Origin of the sequence: Pseudomonas sp. MB-090624 (assembly GCF_003205245.1) — a bacterium.
GTDB classification, from domain to species: domain Bacteria; phylum Pseudomonadota; class Gammaproteobacteria; order Pseudomonadales; family Pseudomonadaceae; genus Aquipseudomonas; species Aquipseudomonas juntendi.
This window is the reverse complement of record NZ_QJRK01000019.1, coordinates 41,387-56,227: the sequence shown is the minus strand read 5'-3', so window position 1 is coordinate 56,227 and position 14,841 is coordinate 41,387. Positions and strand designations below refer to the sequence as shown.

The following is a 14,841-nucleotide window of genomic DNA, read 5'->3' as shown; positions in this document are numbered from 1 at the left end:
GAAAAAATGGCTGAATTGCTGAGCAAGGAACAATACGCGGCCATCGCCGCCGACCTGCAACTGCGCACCCAGGCGTTCATCGACGGTGAGTTCCGCGATGCAATCTCTGGCCGCACCTTCGTCACCACCAACCCGGCCACCGGCAAGCAGCTGGCCGAAGTCGCCGCCTGCGACGTCAACGACGTGAACGTCGCCGTGGCGGCGGCCAAGCGGGTGTTCGAGGCAGGCACCTGGTCGAAGATGCAGCCGAACGACCGCAAGCACGTGCTGCAGAAGTTCGCCCAGTTGCTGGAAGACAACGCCCACGAACTGGCAGTGCTGGAAGCGCTGGACAGCGGCAAGCCGGTCAGTGAATGCCAGACCGTCGACGTGCCGGAGACCATCCACACTATCCGCTGGCACGCCGAGCTGATCGACAAGATCTACGACGCCACCGCCCCGACCGGCAACGCTGCCGTGACCATGGTGGTGCGTGAAGCCATTGGCGTGGTCGGCCTGGTGTTGCCATGGAACTTCCCGCTGCTGATGCTGGCCTGGAAGATCGCCCCGTCGCTGGCCGCCGGTTGCTCGATCGTGGTCAAGCCGGCCAAGGAAACCACCCTCAGTGCCCTGCGTGTGGCCGAGCTGGCCCATGAAGCCGGTATCCCGGCCGGTGTGTTCAACCTGGTGCCCGGTGGTGGCCGTGAAGTGGGCGAGGCCATTGGCCGCCACATGGACATCCCGATGGTCAGCTTCACCGGCTCCACCGACACCGGCCGCCTGTTCCTGAAATATGCTGCCGAGTCCAACCTCAAGCGCATCGTTCTGGAGCTGGGGGGCAAGAACCCGGCCGTGGTCATGAACGACTGCGAAGACCTCGACGAAGTGGCGCAGTTCGTCACCGCCGGTGCGTTCTGGAACATGGGTGAGAACTGCTCGGCCTCCTCGCGCCTGATCGTGCACAAGGACGTGAAAGACGAACTGCTGGGCCTGATCGCCAAGCACTTGAAGGACTGGAAGCTGGGCGACCCGCTGGACCCGGACAACCGCCTGGGCGCGATGGTCAGCAAGTCGCATTTCGAGAAGGTCAAGTCGTACCTGGAATACGCTGCCGGGCAAAAACTCAGCATCGTTCAGGGCGGCGAAACCGAGAACGGCGTGTATGTGCAGCCGACCATCGTTGACAACGTTGGCCGTGACAGCAAGCTGTTCGTCGAGGAAATCTTCGGCCCGGTGCTGAGCGTGACCAGCTTCGCAACGATTGATGAAGCCATCGAGCTGGCCAACGACACCGTGTACGGCCTGGCCGCCTCGGCCTACACCGGCAGCCTGCGCAATGCGCTGCGCCTGTCGCGTGAAATCCGCGCCGGGGTGGTCACGGTCAACTGCTTCGGCGAAGGTGACGTGACCACGCCGTTCGGTGGCTACAAGGAGTCTGGCTTTGGTGGGCGCGACAAGTCCATCTGGGCCCATGACCAATACACGGAGCTGAAGACCATCTGGATCAACGCTTCGTGAGCTGAGCAAGACCGGTGCTGTTCTGACGGAGTTCGGCACCTGGCCGCCCTTGCAGTGGCTGTACCGGCGATGAGCCGGTACAGCCACTGCAAGGGCGGCTTTTTACTTGAATTTGGGCCCCGACCGGGTATTCAGCCCCTTGGCCATACGGTCGTACAGCACCACATTCACCGTCGCCGCCAGGTTCATGCAGCCCTCGGTCGGGATGTAAATGGTCTCTTCACACCAACCGCGCACTTCTTCGCTCAGCGACCCGTCTTCTGGGCCGAAGATGTAGATGGCGCGGTCCGGGTGGGTGTATTCCGGCAGGGGCCGGGCGCCGTCCACCAGCTCTACCGCCACCGGGGTGCAGCCCAGCGGAATGATGCGTTGCAGGTCATCGATGCCGATCAGCGGGATGTCGTAGTGCACGCGCTTGGTGTCGGTGACGAAGTCACGGGCGCGCTCATACCGTTTGCCGGTGTAGAACACCGAGTTGACGCCGTAGCAGCCCGCGGCGCGCATCACCGAGCCGACGTTTTCCGGCGACTTGGGGTTGAACAGGCCGATGCAGCTGTATCGTTTGTTTGCCACGTACCGGGGCCCTTCGCGAAAAAAAGCGCGATTATACGGGCTGCCCGGTAGCAGCGGGGGGCGAATCGATGGTCAGTCTTTCTTCAGCAAGCCAGCCAGGCCGGCAAACGGGTTGTGCGTGGCCTTGGCGATGCTCGGGGTGCTGGTGGAGCCTTCGCTGAAGTACTGCTGGTCGGTGTACCGCGAATGCTCGTTGTCGTGGCAGTACAGGCACAGCAGCTCCCAGTTCGAGCCGTCCTGGGGGTTGTTGTCGTGGTTGTGGTCGCGGTGGTGCACGGTCAGCTCGCTCAGGCGCTTGCCGGCGAACTCGCGGGCGCAGCGGCCGCACACGTGCGGGTACATTCTCAGGGCCTTGTCGCGGTAGCCCATTTCCTTGTCACGCTTGGCGTCGGCGAGAATGCGGTCCAGGCGCGCGGTGGCGGCAGCGGAAGAGGAGGCGCTCATGGTGTTTCCTTTGTTCTGATCAGGCAGGTGACGGTTATGCCATTGAGTCTAGCGCGCTTGCAGGGCGGGCGGACAGGCGAAAGCGTTGATTTAGGCGTAGCCTGTAGGAAGGTTCCCGACAGGAGGTTACTGATGTTGCGCGCGATCCTAGCCGTGCTGTGGCTGGCGGGCCTGCCCATGGCAGATGCCGCCAGTACGCCGCCCCGGCTGGCGACCCCGGTGCCCGGTGCGCCGGGTACGCCAACGCCCACGCCTTACCCGCAGATCACCCCGAGCACGCCGCCCAAGGCTTATGACAGCCAGCCGGGTGCGCCTTTGCTGCCACCGATGCCGGTGCCCGGGCCGCCGAAGGACCAACCCTTGCCGGGGTTGCGGCCGGAGCCGGCGAAGCCGGCGCAGGATGATGACTGACTGCAGCGGTGCGTTGGCGGTGGGATTACTAGGGGGCCAGTGCCCTGTGGGAGATAACACAGCCCTACGGGCTGCGCTGTCGCGCAGAGAACTCAATTCGTAACCGCGACGCGGCCTGTGTGGGAGCGGGCGTGCCCGCGAAGAATCCAGCGCGGTGGCTGGCACCGGCTACGCCGGTGATCGCGGGCACGCCCGCTCCCACAAAGACCCCGCTAAATCAATAAGTTATGTACTGTTCTATGAGAGCGGCCTTGTGTCGTGAAAGGGGCGCAAAGCGCCCCCGGCAATCTCAAGCGATACCCAATTCGCCAAACACGAACGCATACTCCAGCGCCACATCCTTGAGCCCCTGATACCGCCCGCTCATCCCGCCGTGCCCGGCGCCCATCTCGGTCTTGAGCAACAGCAGGTTGTCATCGGTCTTGCGCGTGCGCAGCCGCGCCACCCACTTGGCCGCCTCCCAGTACTGCACGCGGCTGTCGTTGTAGCCCGCCACCACCAGCATCGCCGGGTAGGCCTGGGCCTTCACGTTCTCGTAGGGCGCATATGCCTTGATCCGCGCGTACACCTCCGGCTCCTCAGGGTTGCCCCACTCGTCGTACTCGGTCACGGTCAACGGCAGATCGGGGTCGAGCATGGTGTTGAGCACGTCGACGAACGGCACTTCGGCGGCCGCACAGCGGAACAGTTCGGGGCGCAGGTTGAGCACCGCGCCGATCAACAGGCCACCGGCACTGCCACCACTGATGGCCAGCCGGTCGGGCGCCGTCACGCCCTGGGCGAACAGGTGTTCGGCACAGGCGATGAAGTCGCTGAAGGTGTTGTGCTTGTGCGCCTGCTTGCCGGCACGGTACCAGGCTTCGCCCAGCTCGCCACCACCGCGTACATGGGCGATGGCGAAGGCCACGCCGCGCTGCAGCAGGCTCAGGCGTGCATGCGAGAACCACGGGTCGAGGCTTTCGCCATAGGCGCCGTAACCGTACAGGTACAGCGGCACGGTCTGGCCCAGGTCCTGGCGGCGACGCACCAGGCTGATCGGCACCTGGGTGCCGTCGGCGGCAGTCGCCCACAAGCGTTCGCTGACATAGTCGTCGGCATCGAAGGCGCCCAGTACCGGTGTTTGCTTGAGCACCACCTGGGCGCCGCTGGCCAGTTCCAGCTGGCGCACCTGGGCCGGGCGGTTGAGTGCTTCGTAGCGCAGGCGCAGGCGGGGGCTGGCGAACTCCAGGCTGTCTTGCACGTACAGGCTGTAGGCGGCATCCGGCAGCTCGACACGGTAGGCCGCCAGACCTTGCGGGCGCACTTCGATGATCGGCAGGCCGCCTTCGCGCAGGCTCAGGGTGAGTGCGCCGGCATTCAGGCTCAGCCCTTCAAGCATGACTGCCTCGCGGTGCGGCACCAGTGCCTGCCATTGCTCGCGGCCCGGTACCTCGGTAGCCGGGGCGTAATACAGGGCGAAGTTGATGCCGTCCTGGTTGGTGCGGATGAACCAGCACCACGCGCCGTCGAGCTGGCCGTGGTCGGGGAAGTATTCATGGCCCTCGACACGTGGCGCCAGGCAAACGAATGGTGCCTGTGGGGTTTCGGCGTTCAGCACCCAGGCTTCGCTGGTGGTCTTGCTGTTCAGCAGCAGCACCAGCTGGCGCTCGGAACTGGTGCGGTAGCAATGCAGGAAGAAGCGCCCGTCGGGCTCCTCGAACACGCGCTCGGCACCGGGGCTGCCCAGCGTATGGCGGCACAGGCGCCATGGCCGGTGGGTGTCGTCCAGCTCGGCGAAGAACAGGGTCTGGCTGTCGTTGGCCCAGGTCATGCTGCCATCGCAGTCTTCGAAGGGCAGGGCGGTGATCGCGCCGCTGGCGAGGTCTTTCACGTACAGGCTGTAGACCTCGTCGCCACTGGTATCCAGGCTGTAGGCCAGCAGGCGGTGGTCGGGGCTGACACTGAACGCGCCCAGCGACAGGAAGCCGCCGTTGGCCAGTGCGTTGGGGTCGAGCAACAGCTGTTCCTGGCTTTCATCGACGGTGTTGCTGTCGTCGGCCGGGCGTGGGCAGCGGTAGTGGCGCGGATATTCGTCGCCAGCAGTGGTGCGGGTGTAGTACAGGTACGGCCCCCAGGGTGAAGGCAGCGACAGGTCGGTCTCCTGGATGCGGCCCTTGATCTCTTCGAACAATTGCTCGCGCAGGGGCCCTTGGTCGGCCAGGCAGGCTTGCTGGTAGGCGTTTTCGGCCTGCAGGTAGGCGAGCACCTCGGGGGTGTCGCGCTGTTGCAGCCAGGCATACGGGTCGGCGGCCTGGTCGGCATGGGCAATCGGCGGTTGGGGCTTGGTCGGCATCGAGGATCTCTTGGTTGGGGTGGCCTGGGCCCGGCTGCGAAGCGGCCGGCGCAGGCAAACACTGTGTGCGCCCGGAAAAGTGTTTATCATAGGCACCTCTTTGCCTGGCTTGCACGAACACCATGATCGAGAACGACTACACCTTGGCCTGGGGCCTGTACGCGGTTGCCGCTTTGGGCTGCCTGCTGGTGGGCTTCAAACTGACCGGCTGGATGTGGCGCTGGTTGCGCGAGCCCCTGCGCGTGGTGCTGGCGGTGCTGTTGCTGACGCCGACCGTGGTTGACCCGGTCAAGGACAGCTTCGCTCCGGCCATCGCCATCACCACCCTGGATGTGGCGTTCAAGGTTGGCAACAATGCCTGGCGCGCAGTTTCCGATTTTGCCATGTACGGCATGATCGCCTTTGCCTTGTATGCCCTCTTCGTATTGCTGCGCTGGCCGCTGGAAAAGCGCGCCCGCGAGCGGCGGGCCCAGGCTGAGGCCGCGGCCCAGCGCGAGCAGGCCGAAGATGACCGGCTCGGCGCCCAGGCCCCTTTGGCCGCCGAGCGCAGCGACCGTTACCGTGACCTCCCGCCACCTGCGGCACCCCGGGGAAATGGCCGGGTCGAGCCCCGTCTGTAAGCGGAGACACAGCCATGTGCGAACTGTTGGGCATGAGTGCCAACGTCCCTACCGACATTGTCTTCAGCTTTACCGGCCTGATGCAGCGCGGTGGCCGCACCGGCCCGCACCGCGATGGCTGGGGCATCGGCTTCTATGAAGGGCGCGGCCTGCGCCTGTTCCAGGACCCGGCTGCCAGCAGCGAGTCGGAGGTAGCCAGCCTGGTGCAGCGCTACCCGATCAAGAGCGAAGTGGTCATTGGCCATATCCGCCAGGCCAACGTCGGCAAGGTCTGCCTGGCCAACACCCACCCGTTCATGCGCGAAATGTGGGGCCGTAACTGGTGCTTTGCGCACAACGGCCAGTTGGGCGCCTTCAAGGGCCTGGGCAGTTTCTATCGGCCGGTAGGCGATACCGACAGCGAGGCGGCCTTTTGCGACCTGCTCAACCGCATTCGCAGCGCCTTCCCCGAGCCGGTGCCGGTGGAACAGCTGTTGCCGGTGCTGGTCGAAGCCTGTGCCGGTTACCGCGGGCAGGGCGTGTTCAACTGCATGCTCAGCGACGGTGACTGGCTGTTCTGCTTCTGTTCGACCAAGCTGGTGCACATTACCCGGCGTGCGCCGTTTGGTGCGGCACGCTTGAAGGATGTCGACCTGATCGTCGACTTCCATACGCAAACCACCCCCAACGACGTGGTCACGGTGATTGCCACCGAGGCCCTGACCGAGAACGAGACCTGGCAGCGCTACGAGCCGGGTCAATGGGCCCTGTGGCGGCACGGTGAATGTGTGGCGCACGGCCAGAGCTAAGGACGCTGCATGTTCAGAAGTTACCTGCGGTTGCTGCTGTTCACCTTCGGCCTGTTGGCCGGTATTCAGGTGCCGGGGCTGGTGAAAGACTACAGCCAGCGGGTGGAGGCGCACCTGTACGAGTCGCGCGAGGCGCTGGACGGCTTCAAGCAGACGGCCGAGCGCTTTTTCAATGGCGACCTGCAGGCCTTGCTACGGCACTACCGCAGCAGTGATGACCCAGTGTTCAACAGTGACGCCAACAGCATCGAAAGCCTGATCATCCGCAACCAGTTGCTGGAGAACGAGTGGCAGGCCCTGCAAGGGCCTTGGGCCGCACGCACCTGGCATGTGCTGGTGCAGGCCGACCCGCAGCTGCGTGAAGAAACCCTCAACGGCTACAGCTACCAGATTCTGCTGGTGCCCGAGGCCATCGGCTGGGGTGTTGGCGCAGGGTTCGTGCTGGCGTTCTTGGTCGAAAGCCTATTGCTGGGGCTTGGCTGGGTGATCCTCGGGGGGCGGCGTCGGGTGGTGAAAGAGAGCTGGCGCTGAGTGCTGGCGCGCAGGTGCCGCTGTTCACGCCAGTTTTGCGCTTATAGGATTAACGGCATTTTCTTCCAGGCACTCGCTTGCTAGGCATCGCACCGCAATGCAGGAAAATTCCAAACAGAGTCATCCACCCTAACGCTGGATTTGACGTCAGTAAGAGTGGTTGGTAGCCGACAAACAAGAAGTAGGATTGTTCGATTGCTCTCATATAATACGTTATGAAGAACACGTTGTAGGCAAAGCAGATAAAGAGCAGCGAATAACCTAGATGTCGTCCGGAGCACAGGTGCCGTAATGTGAATGCAATGACTACGCTGCCTATGATCATTATTGAAAAAGACAGGGTATTCATTGTTTTTCCCACTCAACCAGGATTTGCTCTCCCGTCATCATGTGTATTCCGACCTCATATCCATGAAAAGCCCCAACTACAACTTCTGTCAGTTGAGGTGCGAAAGCTATAGCGCGCAGAGAGCGGATGTATGTAGGATGCTTCTGATCTTTGTGCTGACAATTAATAATTAATATTTCCGCTCGTTGTGCAGCGCGTCAGTTCGCTGCGTATTAACGCGTGCTTGTGGGATTACTATGCCCAATCACTCGACCGAGTTTGACTACAGGATCCGCGTTAGCGATGTTGGCGCAAGCTTGCAGCAAGCATCTGCAAACGCGGTAAGGTAGGCACATGCACGACAACAACGGAGGCCGCGTGGTGGAACGCCTGCTACTCAATTGCGACATGGGTGAAAGTTTTGGCAGCTGGCGCATGGGCCTGGATGCCGAGGTCATGCCCTACATCGACTGCGCCAACATCGCCTGCGGTTACCATGCCGGTGACCCTGGCATCATGCGCCGCACCGTGGCCCTGGCACTGGAGCACGGGGTGGCGATCGGTGCCCACCCGGCCTACCCGGACCTGGTCGGCTTCGGGCGCCGGTCCATGGCCTGCAGCCCCGAGGAAATTCGCGATTTGCTGCACTACCAGATCGGCGCACTGGAGGGCATCTGCAAGGTGCTCGGCGGCCGTGTGGCCTATGTCAAGCCGCATGGTGCGCTGTACAACGACATGATGGCCGACCCGCTCAAGCTGCGCACCGTGCTGGAAGCTGTGGCGGCTTACGGCAGCGACCTGCCGCTGATGCTGATGGCCACCGCCGACAACCGTACTGCCCAGGCGCTGGGCGATGAAATCGGCGTGCCGCTGTGGTTCGAGGCATTCGCCGACCGGGCCTATACCGCCAGCGGCCACCTGGTCTCGCGGCGCCTGCCCGGCGCCGTGCATCACGACCCGGCGCGTGTGGTGGAGCAGGCCGAGCGCCTGGCCCGTGGCGATACGCTGGTGGCGAACGATGGCAGTGCCTTGAAGCTGGCGGCCAGCACACTGTGTGTGCATGGCGACAACGACAGTTCGGTAGCAGCGGTGCGGCAGATTCGCCAAGCCCTCGATGCCATGGAGCGATGATGAAGCTGCGTATCGAAGTGGTCGCGGTCGACAGCCTGATGGTGCGCCTGTTCGAGCGTATCGACGAGGCCAACATGCCGTGGATGCTTGCTGCCAGCCAGTGCTTGCGCGCAGCGTTCGGCGAGCACCTGCTGGACTTGGTGCCGTCGTACACCACGCTGATGGTGCACTTCGACCTGCCGCCGGCCGAGGCGAGGGCGCTGATCGCCCAGGCCCTGGACGGTTTGCAGCCTGACGCCGGCAGTGGTGGCCGGCGCCACGAGATCCCGGTGTGGTACCACGCCAGCGTCGGCCCGGAGCTGCCTGTACTGGCTGCCCGCAGCGGCTTGACCGAGGGTGAAGTGGCCCGCTTGCACAGCGAGCGCGAGTACCCGGTTTTTGCCTTGGGCTTCGCCCCCGGGTTCGGCTTCATGGGCCTGGTCGATGAACGCCTGGCCAGCCCCCGCCTGAGCACCCCGCGCAAGCGCGTGGCGGCGGGCAGCGTGGGTATTGCCGAGCGCCAGACAGCAGCGTACCCGGCGGTGTCGCCGGGGGGCTGGAACCTGATCGGGCGTACCCCGGTGCGCCTGTTCGACCATGAACGTGAGGGCTATAGCCTGTTGCAACCCGGTGACCGGGTGCGCTTCGTGGCGGTTACGCGTGATGAGTTTCTGGCCCTGGGCGGCGATGTGGAGGCGCAAGGATGAAGCAGTTGACGATCGAGGCCAGCAACGCCTTGTGCCAGTTGCAGGACGCCGGGCGCTTCGGCGTACGGCACCTGGGCGTGACCCAGGGCGGGGCGCTGGACTGGGTGGCGATGTACTGGGCCAACTGGCTGTTGGGCAATTCGCTGGCCGCACCTGTGGTGGAGGTCGCGCTGGGTGGCTTCTGTGTGGTGGCGCAGCAGGATTGTGTGCTGGCGCTGGCCGGTGCCGACCTGGATGCGCGAGTTGATGATCAGCCGGTAGCGCCCTGGCGCAGCTTTGCTTTGGGCAAAGGGCAGCGCTTGGCCCTGAAGCAGCCCAAGCAGGGCGTTCGGGCGTACCTGGCGGCGCCTGGCGGGTTTCGCGGCGAGGCGGTGCTGGGCAGCTGTGCCACCGTGGTGCGCGAAGCGCTGGGCGGTACAGACGGCCAGGGCGCTGCGCTTGGTAAAGGCCAGCGGCTGGCTTTTGCGGGTACGCCGGCAACCCTTCGTGAAGTGCCGGATGCGTTGCGCCCGCGCTATCACCACAAGCCTGTGCTCGACCTGGTGATGGGCGCGCAGCTCGGCGATTTCAGCGGTACCAGCCTGTACCAGGCATTCAACACGGACTGGACCCTGGACAGCCGGGCCGACCGCATGGGCATCCGCTTGCTGGGGCCGCAGCTGGTCTACCAGGGTGCGCCGATGATTTCCGAGGGCATTCCCCTGGGGGCGGTGCAGGTGCCGCCGGACGGGCAACCGATCGTGTTGCTCAATGACCGGCAGACCATTGGCGGTTACCCGCGCCTGGGGGCATTGACGCCGCTGGCGTTGGCGCAACTGGCGCAGTGCATGCCGGGGGCGCAGGTGAAGTTCAGGGCGGTGGTGCAGGATGAGGCGTGGCGGGAGCAGCAGCAATACTTGGGCCGGTGGTTGTAAGGCTGCGGGCCCTTTCGCGGGCACGCCCGCTCCCACACAGGCCTGCGCCATACCTGTAGGAGCGGGTTTACCCGCGAAAGGGCCGGCACAGCCCCCCACTTGGACAGGTCTTATCCCTTCTTCCGTCTTCGCTAGAGCCCACAGATACCGTTTGTTTAGAACTATACCTCGCGGTAGTGTTTCTGATGTCATCTGAGTTCACCCTTGGCTGCAGTGGGCGCAAGCGCTTGAGTAACGGTCAGGTTACGCGTGCCTGATAATTCTGCTAGTTGATTCATGTGGGGCACTGACTATCCTGTTGAGAGGAGGTCGTTAGGCTTGTTTTCTGAGTCCACCTTGATTTTGAGTAGGCTTGAAAATTGATAAGGTGTCCACATGGATTACACACCGCATGGGTACTCTTCATCGCGGCTGATCGAATGTTTTGCGCTTGGGTATGCTGGTGAACGTATTGATAGAATATCGGGGTGCTATCCGCTCGGTGCTGGGAGACGTTCTTACAGTCCGATCCTGATGAGATTTACTTCGTCAGATGCTTTAAGCCCCTTTGGTGATGGGGGGGGAAACGGCTACGCGTATTGCAGTGGTGATCCAGTCAACTACAATGACCCGACAGGCAAGACCCGGGTGCCCAGTCGAATTATGGCGGGTAGGGGGCGTTCTCTTAAACTCACCTGGAATGAAACAAAGTTTAAACTCGACCAATCCAGCCCCGGCGAACTTTTGGAGCTTGTTAAGCGCTCACCGGATTATGCTCTGCAGATTGAAGCGGCTGAAGCGGCAAATGTGCTTAATCATATTGAAGCGCTGAGGCGTAATCCGCGAGCCGAGACGCCGCTGGGGCTGTTTGCCTTTAGCCGAAAAGTGTTTGAAGATGCGCGCTCGCTGTTTGTTAGTATGCCTTCCAGAATTCAGTCGCACTTGCAGGCGCCTTCGCCAGAGCAAAGGCAGCGTCTGGAGTGGCAGCTATACAAGTGGAGGAATATGATTCAGTTTGAGAGCGAACGCGCTCATATCCGCATCAATTCGGTTGCTAGAAAGTTGCTTGCTCCGATACAGGAAGACATTCGATCGTGGCGTGGTCAGTGATTGCGATAATGATCAGGCCGTTTCGCTGTCAACAATTGAACCCTACGGTCTACGGGCGCCTACGATAACCTGCTCGTATGCAGCCCGTAGGTACGTCATTTGGACAGATACCGCATCCCTTCCTCCAACCCCTGCAAGGTCAGTGGGTACATCTTGTCCTCGATCAACTCCCGCACCAGGTGGGTCGAGGCGGTGTAGTCCCAAGCCTGCCGGGGATAGGGGTTGATCCAGATGATCTTCCTGAATTTCTCCATGAAACGCTGCAGCCACACATACCCGGCTTCTTCGTTCCAGTGCTCCACGCTGCCACCGGGCTGGGTGATTTCGTAAGGCGCCATGGCCGCATCGCCAACGAAGATCACTTTGTAGTCGTCGCCATACTTGTGCAGCAGATCGAACGTGGAAAACCGCTCCGAGGTGCGGCGCAGGTTGTTCTTCCAAACCGACTCGTACACGCAGTTGTGGAAGTAGTAATACTCCAGGTGCTTGAACTCGGTCTTGCAGGCCGAGAACAGTTCTTCGCACACCTTGACGTGGGCGTCCATGGAACCACCGATGTCGAACAGCAACAGCAGCTTCACGGTGTTGCGCCGCTCCGGGCGCATCTGGATGTTCAACAACCCGGCATCGCGCGCGGTGTGGTCGATGGTGCCGTCGATGTCGAGCTCTTCGGCGGCGCCTTCACGGGCGAACTTGCGCAGCCGGCGCAGGGCCAGCTTGATGTTGCGCGTGCCCAGTTCCACCTGGTCGTCGAGGTTCTTGTACTCGCGCTGGTCCCAGACCTTCACCGCCTTGCCCTGGCGTTTGCCAGCCTCGCCCACGCGGATGCCCTCGGGGTTGTAGCCGCCCGAGCCGAACGGGCTGGTGCCGCCGGTGCCGATCCACTTGTTGCCGCCGGCGTGGCGCTCCTTCTGCTCTTCCAGGCGCTGCTTGAAGGCCTCGATGAGCTTGTCCAGGCCACCCAGCGACTGGATTTGCGCGCGTTCTTCGTCGCTGAGCGAGCGCTCGAACTCCTTGCGCAGCCAGTCTTCCGGAATCAGCGCCTCGATGTGCTGGTCGAGGTTTTCCAGGCCTTTGAAGTAAGCGGCGAAGGCGCGGTCGAACTTGTCGAAGTGGCGTTCGTCTTTCACCAGAATGGCGCGGGCAAGGTAATAGAATTCGTCCATGTCGGCGAACACCACGTGCTTTTGCAAGGCCTGGTGCAGGTCGAGCAGTTCACGCACCGACACCGGCACCTTGGCCGCTCGCATTTCATTGAACAGGTTGAGCAGCATGGCCCGGCTCCTGTCAGCGGTTGCCGCGCCGGCTCATGAAGGCCAGGCGCTCGAGCAGTTGCACGTCCTGCTCGTTCTTCACCAGCGCACCGGCCAGCGGCGGGATCGCCTTGGTCGGGTCGCGTTCACGCAGCACCGCTTCACCGATGTTGTCGGCCATCAGCAGCTTGAGCCAGTCGACCAGCTCGGAGGTGGAAGGCTTTTTCTTCAGGCCAGGTACCTTGCGTACGTCGAAGAACACGTCCAGCGCCTCGCTGACCAGCGCCTGGCTGATGTTCGGGTAGTGCACGTCGACGATCTGCTGCAGGGTGCTGCGGTCGGGGAAGGCGATGTAGTGGAAGAAGCAGCGGCGCAGGAAGGCGTCGGGCAGCTCCTTTTCGTTGTTCGAGGTAATGATGATGATCGGGCGCTGCCGGGCCTTGATGGTCTCGTCGATTTCGTAAACGTAGAACTCCATCTTGTCCAGTTCCTGCAACAGGTCGTTGGGGAACTCGATGTCGGCCTTGTCGATTTCGTCGATCAGCAGGATGACCCGCTCCTCGGCCTCGAAGGCCTCCCACAGCTTGCCTTTCTTCAGGTAGTTGCGCACGTCATGGACCTTGTCCACGCCCAGCTGCGAGTCGCGCAGGCGGCTGACCGCGTCGTACTCGTAGAGGCCCTGGTGGGCCTTGGTGGTGGACTTGATGTGCCAAGTGATCAGGCGCGCGCCGAACGAAGCTGCCAGCTGTTCGGCGAGCATGGTCTTGCCGGTGCCGGGTTCGCCCTTGACCAACAGCGGGCGTTCGAGGGTGATGGCCGCGTTTACTGCCAGTTTCAGGTCGTCTGTGGCGACGTAGTCGCGGGTGCCTTCGAACTTCATGGGGCTGTCCTCTGTTGTAAGCCTGTGCCGGCCTCTTCGCGGGCACGCCCGCTCCCACAGGAATTGCACAAACTTCTGAATCTGCGGAAGTACCTGTGGGAGCGGGCGCGCCCGCGAATGGCCCAACACCTGTTTTCGATTTGTTACCGACTATAACGCGGGCCCGGGCAGCTGCAAACGCGGACCGGGTATTCAGTCCCTGAATGTCCCGTCACGCTGTTTCAGTCGGACTTCGGCGCCGGTTGCTCATAGCGTGCATTGAACGCCTGGATGAAGCCGTTGCGCAGGATCTGCAGGAAGGCCTCGAAGGCGCTGATGTTCTGCTTGTGCACGCTGCCGCTGAGCTCCACCCGGGTGGCGAACTGGTTTTTCGGCTGGTTCTTCAGCACCGTCTCGGAGGCGCCCACCAGGGCCTCCCACACCGAGCGGAAGAAGCCTTTGTCCTTGTCCTCGACATCCTGCTGCCAGTCGAACACGTCCACGTCACGCAGCAGCGGTTTGATGTAGCCATTGAGGCGGCCGTTTTCCGCCTGCGCCTCGATGACCACGTCACCATGCCCTGCGCTGAAGTCGAACTTGCCGTAGGCACTGGCGAAGTCATTCAGGTTGCGCAGTTCTATGCCGGTGGCACGCAGGCGGAACTCGAAGTCATCGAAGTCACTGAACGGGTCGAAGGTGGCGCGGCTTTCGACCTTGGCATTGCCGGCGATCAGCGCCGTGCCCTCGAAGCTGGCGTCGCGCCGGCCTTGCTTGTCGCGCACGTTGGTCAGGTTGCTGATGGTGGCGTCCAGCCGGGTTGCCTTGAGGTTGACCGGGGGGTTGGAATTGAAATTGCGAAAGGTGAGGGTGCCATTGTCGATACGCACTTCATCGAGGGTAATCGGCAGCAGCTTTTCCAGTTGTTGCCGCCAGTCAGTGCCCTGGCCGGTCTGCGAGGCCTGCTTGTTGCCGCCGTCGACGAAGTTCAGTTCGGGCTGCTCGAAGATCACTTTCGCCACCACGGCCTTGTCGTAGATCAGCGAGTGCCAGCTGACCGCCAGGTCGATAACCGGTGCATCCAGCAGCGGCACTGGCACCTTGCCGCTGGTCTTGACGATCCGCAGGCCGTTGATCCGGTAGGCCCCGCGCCACCAGGCCAGGTCCACGTCGGCCACGTGGCCACGGTAGTCGCCCATGTCGGCCAGCTTGTCGTTGAGGTAGTCGCGTACCAGGTAGGGCAGCGCCAGGTGCAACGCCACCAGCAGCGCCACCAGGCTGGCCAGGCCGATCAGCGGCCAGCGATAACGGGCTTTCATCGGGGTGTCTCCCAGGAGGATGTGCGGTGGACCGCAATGCGCCCGGCTGAGTTCGAACAGGCTTTACGG

15 protein-coding genes are annotated in these 14,841 nt (G+C 62.8%); 9 read left to right on the top strand and 6 right to left on the bottom strand.

Features of this window, described 5'->3' with window-relative positions:
- Window positions 1-6: 6 nt before the first annotated feature.
- Entirely contained in the window at window positions 7-1,497 is a 1,491-nt protein-coding gene (locus tag DMX12_RS12470) for an aldehyde dehydrogenase (protein ID WP_110677831.1), read from the top strand.
- 102 nt (window positions 1,498-1,599) lie between these two features.
- On the opposite strand, the gene DMX12_RS12465 is transcribed toward DMX12_RS12470, so the two are convergent.
- Both DMX12_RS12465 and DMX12_RS12460 read right to left on the bottom strand, forming a co-directional pair.
- Window positions 1,600-2,070: an RNA methyltransferase gene (locus tag DMX12_RS12465; RefSeq protein WP_009686799.1), complete on the bottom strand. Its 471-nt coding sequence runs from the start codon at window positions 2,068-2,070 to the stop codon at window positions 1,600-1,602.
- Between the two features lie 72 nt (window positions 2,071-2,142).
- A complete protein-coding gene (locus tag DMX12_RS12460; protein WP_009686798.1) occupies window positions 2,143-2,514 on the bottom strand; it encodes a YajD family HNH nuclease in 372 nt (123 codons plus the stop codon).
- Between the two features lie 132 nt (window positions 2,515-2,646).
- Here DMX12_RS12460 and DMX12_RS12455 point away from each other — a divergent pair, with 132 nt between their 5' ends.
- Complete coding sequence (locus DMX12_RS12455; RefSeq protein WP_009686797.1) at window positions 2,647-2,925, top strand: hypothetical protein; 279 nt, start codon at window positions 2,647-2,649, stop codon at window positions 2,923-2,925.
- A 289-nt stretch (window positions 2,926-3,214) separates the two neighbouring features.
- Here DMX12_RS12455 and DMX12_RS12450 read toward each other — a convergent pair whose 3' ends face one another.
- Window positions 3,215-5,257 carry a S9 family peptidase gene (locus DMX12_RS12450; protein WP_110677829.1) on the bottom strand — a complete coding sequence of 681 codons (2,043 nt, stop codon included), beginning with the start codon at window positions 5,255-5,257 and terminating at the stop codon, window positions 3,215-3,217.
- A gap of 122 nt (window positions 5,258-5,379) precedes the next feature.
- On the opposite strand from DMX12_RS12450, the gene DMX12_RS12445 reads away from it, so the two are divergent.
- From DMX12_RS12445 to DMX12_RS12410, 7 genes are all read left to right on the top strand, one after another.
- Window positions 5,380-5,877: a hypothetical protein gene (locus tag DMX12_RS12445; RefSeq protein ID WP_009686795.1), complete on the top strand. Its 498-nt coding sequence runs from the start codon at window positions 5,380-5,382 to the stop codon at window positions 5,875-5,877.
- A gap of 14 nt (window positions 5,878-5,891) precedes the next feature.
- Window positions 5,892-6,665: a class II glutamine amidotransferase gene (locus DMX12_RS12440; RefSeq protein ID WP_009686794.1), complete on the top strand. Its 774-nt coding sequence runs from the start codon at window positions 5,892-5,894 to the stop codon at window positions 6,663-6,665.
- Window positions 6,666-6,674: 9 nt separating this feature from the next.
- The gene (locus DMX12_RS12435) at window positions 6,675-7,196 is read left to right on the top strand and encodes a DUF2937 family protein (RefSeq protein WP_110677827.1); all 522 of its coding nucleotides are present in this window, start codon (window positions 6,675-6,677) and stop codon (window positions 7,194-7,196) included.
- 682 nt (window positions 7,197-7,878) lie between these two features.
- The gene (locus DMX12_RS12430; RefSeq protein WP_110677825.1) at window positions 7,879-8,655 is read left to right on the top strand and encodes a 5-oxoprolinase subunit PxpA; all 777 of its coding nucleotides are present in this window, start codon (window positions 7,879-7,881) and stop codon (window positions 8,653-8,655) included.
- On the top strand, window positions 8,655-9,341 hold the full coding sequence (pxpB, locus tag DMX12_RS12425) for a 5-oxoprolinase subunit PxpB (protein WP_110677823.1): 687 nt from the start codon (window positions 8,655-8,657) through the stop codon (window positions 9,339-9,341). The genes DMX12_RS12430 and pxpB overlap by 1 nt, the downstream gene beginning before the upstream one ends.
- Window positions 9,338-10,255 (top strand): biotin-dependent carboxyltransferase family protein, encoded by a 918-nt coding sequence (locus DMX12_RS12420; RefSeq protein WP_110677820.1) that lies wholly within the window; start codon window positions 9,338-9,340, stop codon window positions 10,253-10,255. The genes pxpB and DMX12_RS12420 overlap by 4 nt, the downstream gene beginning before the upstream one ends.
- A gap of 375 nt (window positions 10,256-10,630) precedes the next feature.
- Window positions 10,631-11,344 carry an RHS repeat-associated core domain-containing protein gene (locus DMX12_RS12410; RefSeq protein WP_110677816.1) on the top strand — a complete coding sequence of 238 codons (714 nt, stop codon included), beginning with the start codon at window positions 10,631-10,633 and terminating at the stop codon, window positions 11,342-11,344.
- Window positions 11,345-11,439: 95 nt separating this feature from the next.
- Here DMX12_RS12410 and DMX12_RS12405 read toward each other — a convergent pair whose 3' ends face one another.
- The 3 genes from DMX12_RS12405 to DMX12_RS12395 form a co-directional block, all read right to left on the bottom strand.
- On the bottom strand, window positions 11,440-12,618 hold the full coding sequence (locus DMX12_RS12405) for a VWA domain-containing protein (protein ID WP_009686787.1): 1,179 nt from the start codon (window positions 12,616-12,618) through the stop codon (window positions 11,440-11,442).
- Window positions 12,619-12,631: 13 nt separating this feature from the next.
- On the bottom strand, window positions 12,632-13,477 hold the full coding sequence (locus DMX12_RS12400) for a MoxR family ATPase (protein WP_009686786.1): 846 nt from the start codon (window positions 13,475-13,477) through the stop codon (window positions 12,632-12,634).
- Window positions 13,478-13,698: 221 nt separating this feature from the next.
- A complete protein-coding gene (locus DMX12_RS12395; RefSeq protein WP_110677814.1) occupies window positions 13,699-14,772 on the bottom strand; it encodes a DUF748 domain-containing protein in 1,074 nt (357 codons plus the stop codon).
- Between the last annotated feature and the right edge of the window lie 69 nt (window positions 14,773-14,841).

Coding starts and splice junctions, on each gene's coding strand:
- DMX12_RS12470 (WP_110677831.1), top strand. CDS start 7: ATGGCTGAATTGCTGAGCAAGGAACAATACGCGGCCATCGCCGCCGAC.
- DMX12_RS12460 (WP_009686798.1), bottom strand. CDS start 2,514: ATGAGCGCCTCCTCTTCCGCTGCCGCCACCGCGCGCCTGGACCGCATT.
- DMX12_RS12455 (WP_009686797.1), top strand. CDS start 2,647: ATGTTGCGCGCGATCCTAGCCGTGCTGTGGCTGGCGGGCCTGCCCATG.
- DMX12_RS12450 (WP_110677829.1), bottom strand. CDS start 5,257: ATGCCGACCAAGCCCCAACCGCCGATTGCCCATGCCGACCAGGCCGCC.
- DMX12_RS12445 (WP_009686795.1), top strand. CDS start 5,380: ATGATCGAGAACGACTACACCTTGGCCTGGGGCCTGTACGCGGTTGCC.
- DMX12_RS12440 (WP_009686794.1), top strand. CDS start 5,892: ATGTGCGAACTGTTGGGCATGAGTGCCAACGTCCCTACCGACATTGTC.
- DMX12_RS12435 (WP_110677827.1), top strand. CDS start 6,675: ATGTTCAGAAGTTACCTGCGGTTGCTGCTGTTCACCTTCGGCCTGTTG.
- DMX12_RS12430 (WP_110677825.1), top strand. CDS start 7,879: ATGCACGACAACAACGGAGGCCGCGTGGTGGAACGCCTGCTACTCAAT.
- pxpB (WP_110677823.1), top strand. CDS start 8,655: ATGAAGCTGCGTATCGAAGTGGTCGCGGTCGACAGCCTGATGGTGCGC.
- DMX12_RS12420 (WP_110677820.1), top strand. CDS start 9,338: ATGAAGCAGTTGACGATCGAGGCCAGCAACGCCTTGTGCCAGTTGCAG.
- DMX12_RS12410 (WP_110677816.1), top strand. CDS start 10,631: ATGGATTACACACCGCATGGGTACTCTTCATCGCGGCTGATCGAATGT.
- DMX12_RS12405 (WP_009686787.1), bottom strand. CDS start 12,618: ATGCTGCTCAACCTGTTCAATGAAATGCGAGCGGCCAAGGTGCCGGTG.
- DMX12_RS12400 (WP_009686786.1), bottom strand. CDS start 13,477: ATGAAGTTCGAAGGCACCCGCGACTACGTCGCCACAGACGACCTGAAA.
- DMX12_RS12395 (WP_110677814.1), bottom strand. CDS start 14,772: ATGAAAGCCCGTTATCGCTGGCCGCTGATCGGCCTGGCCAGCCTGGTG.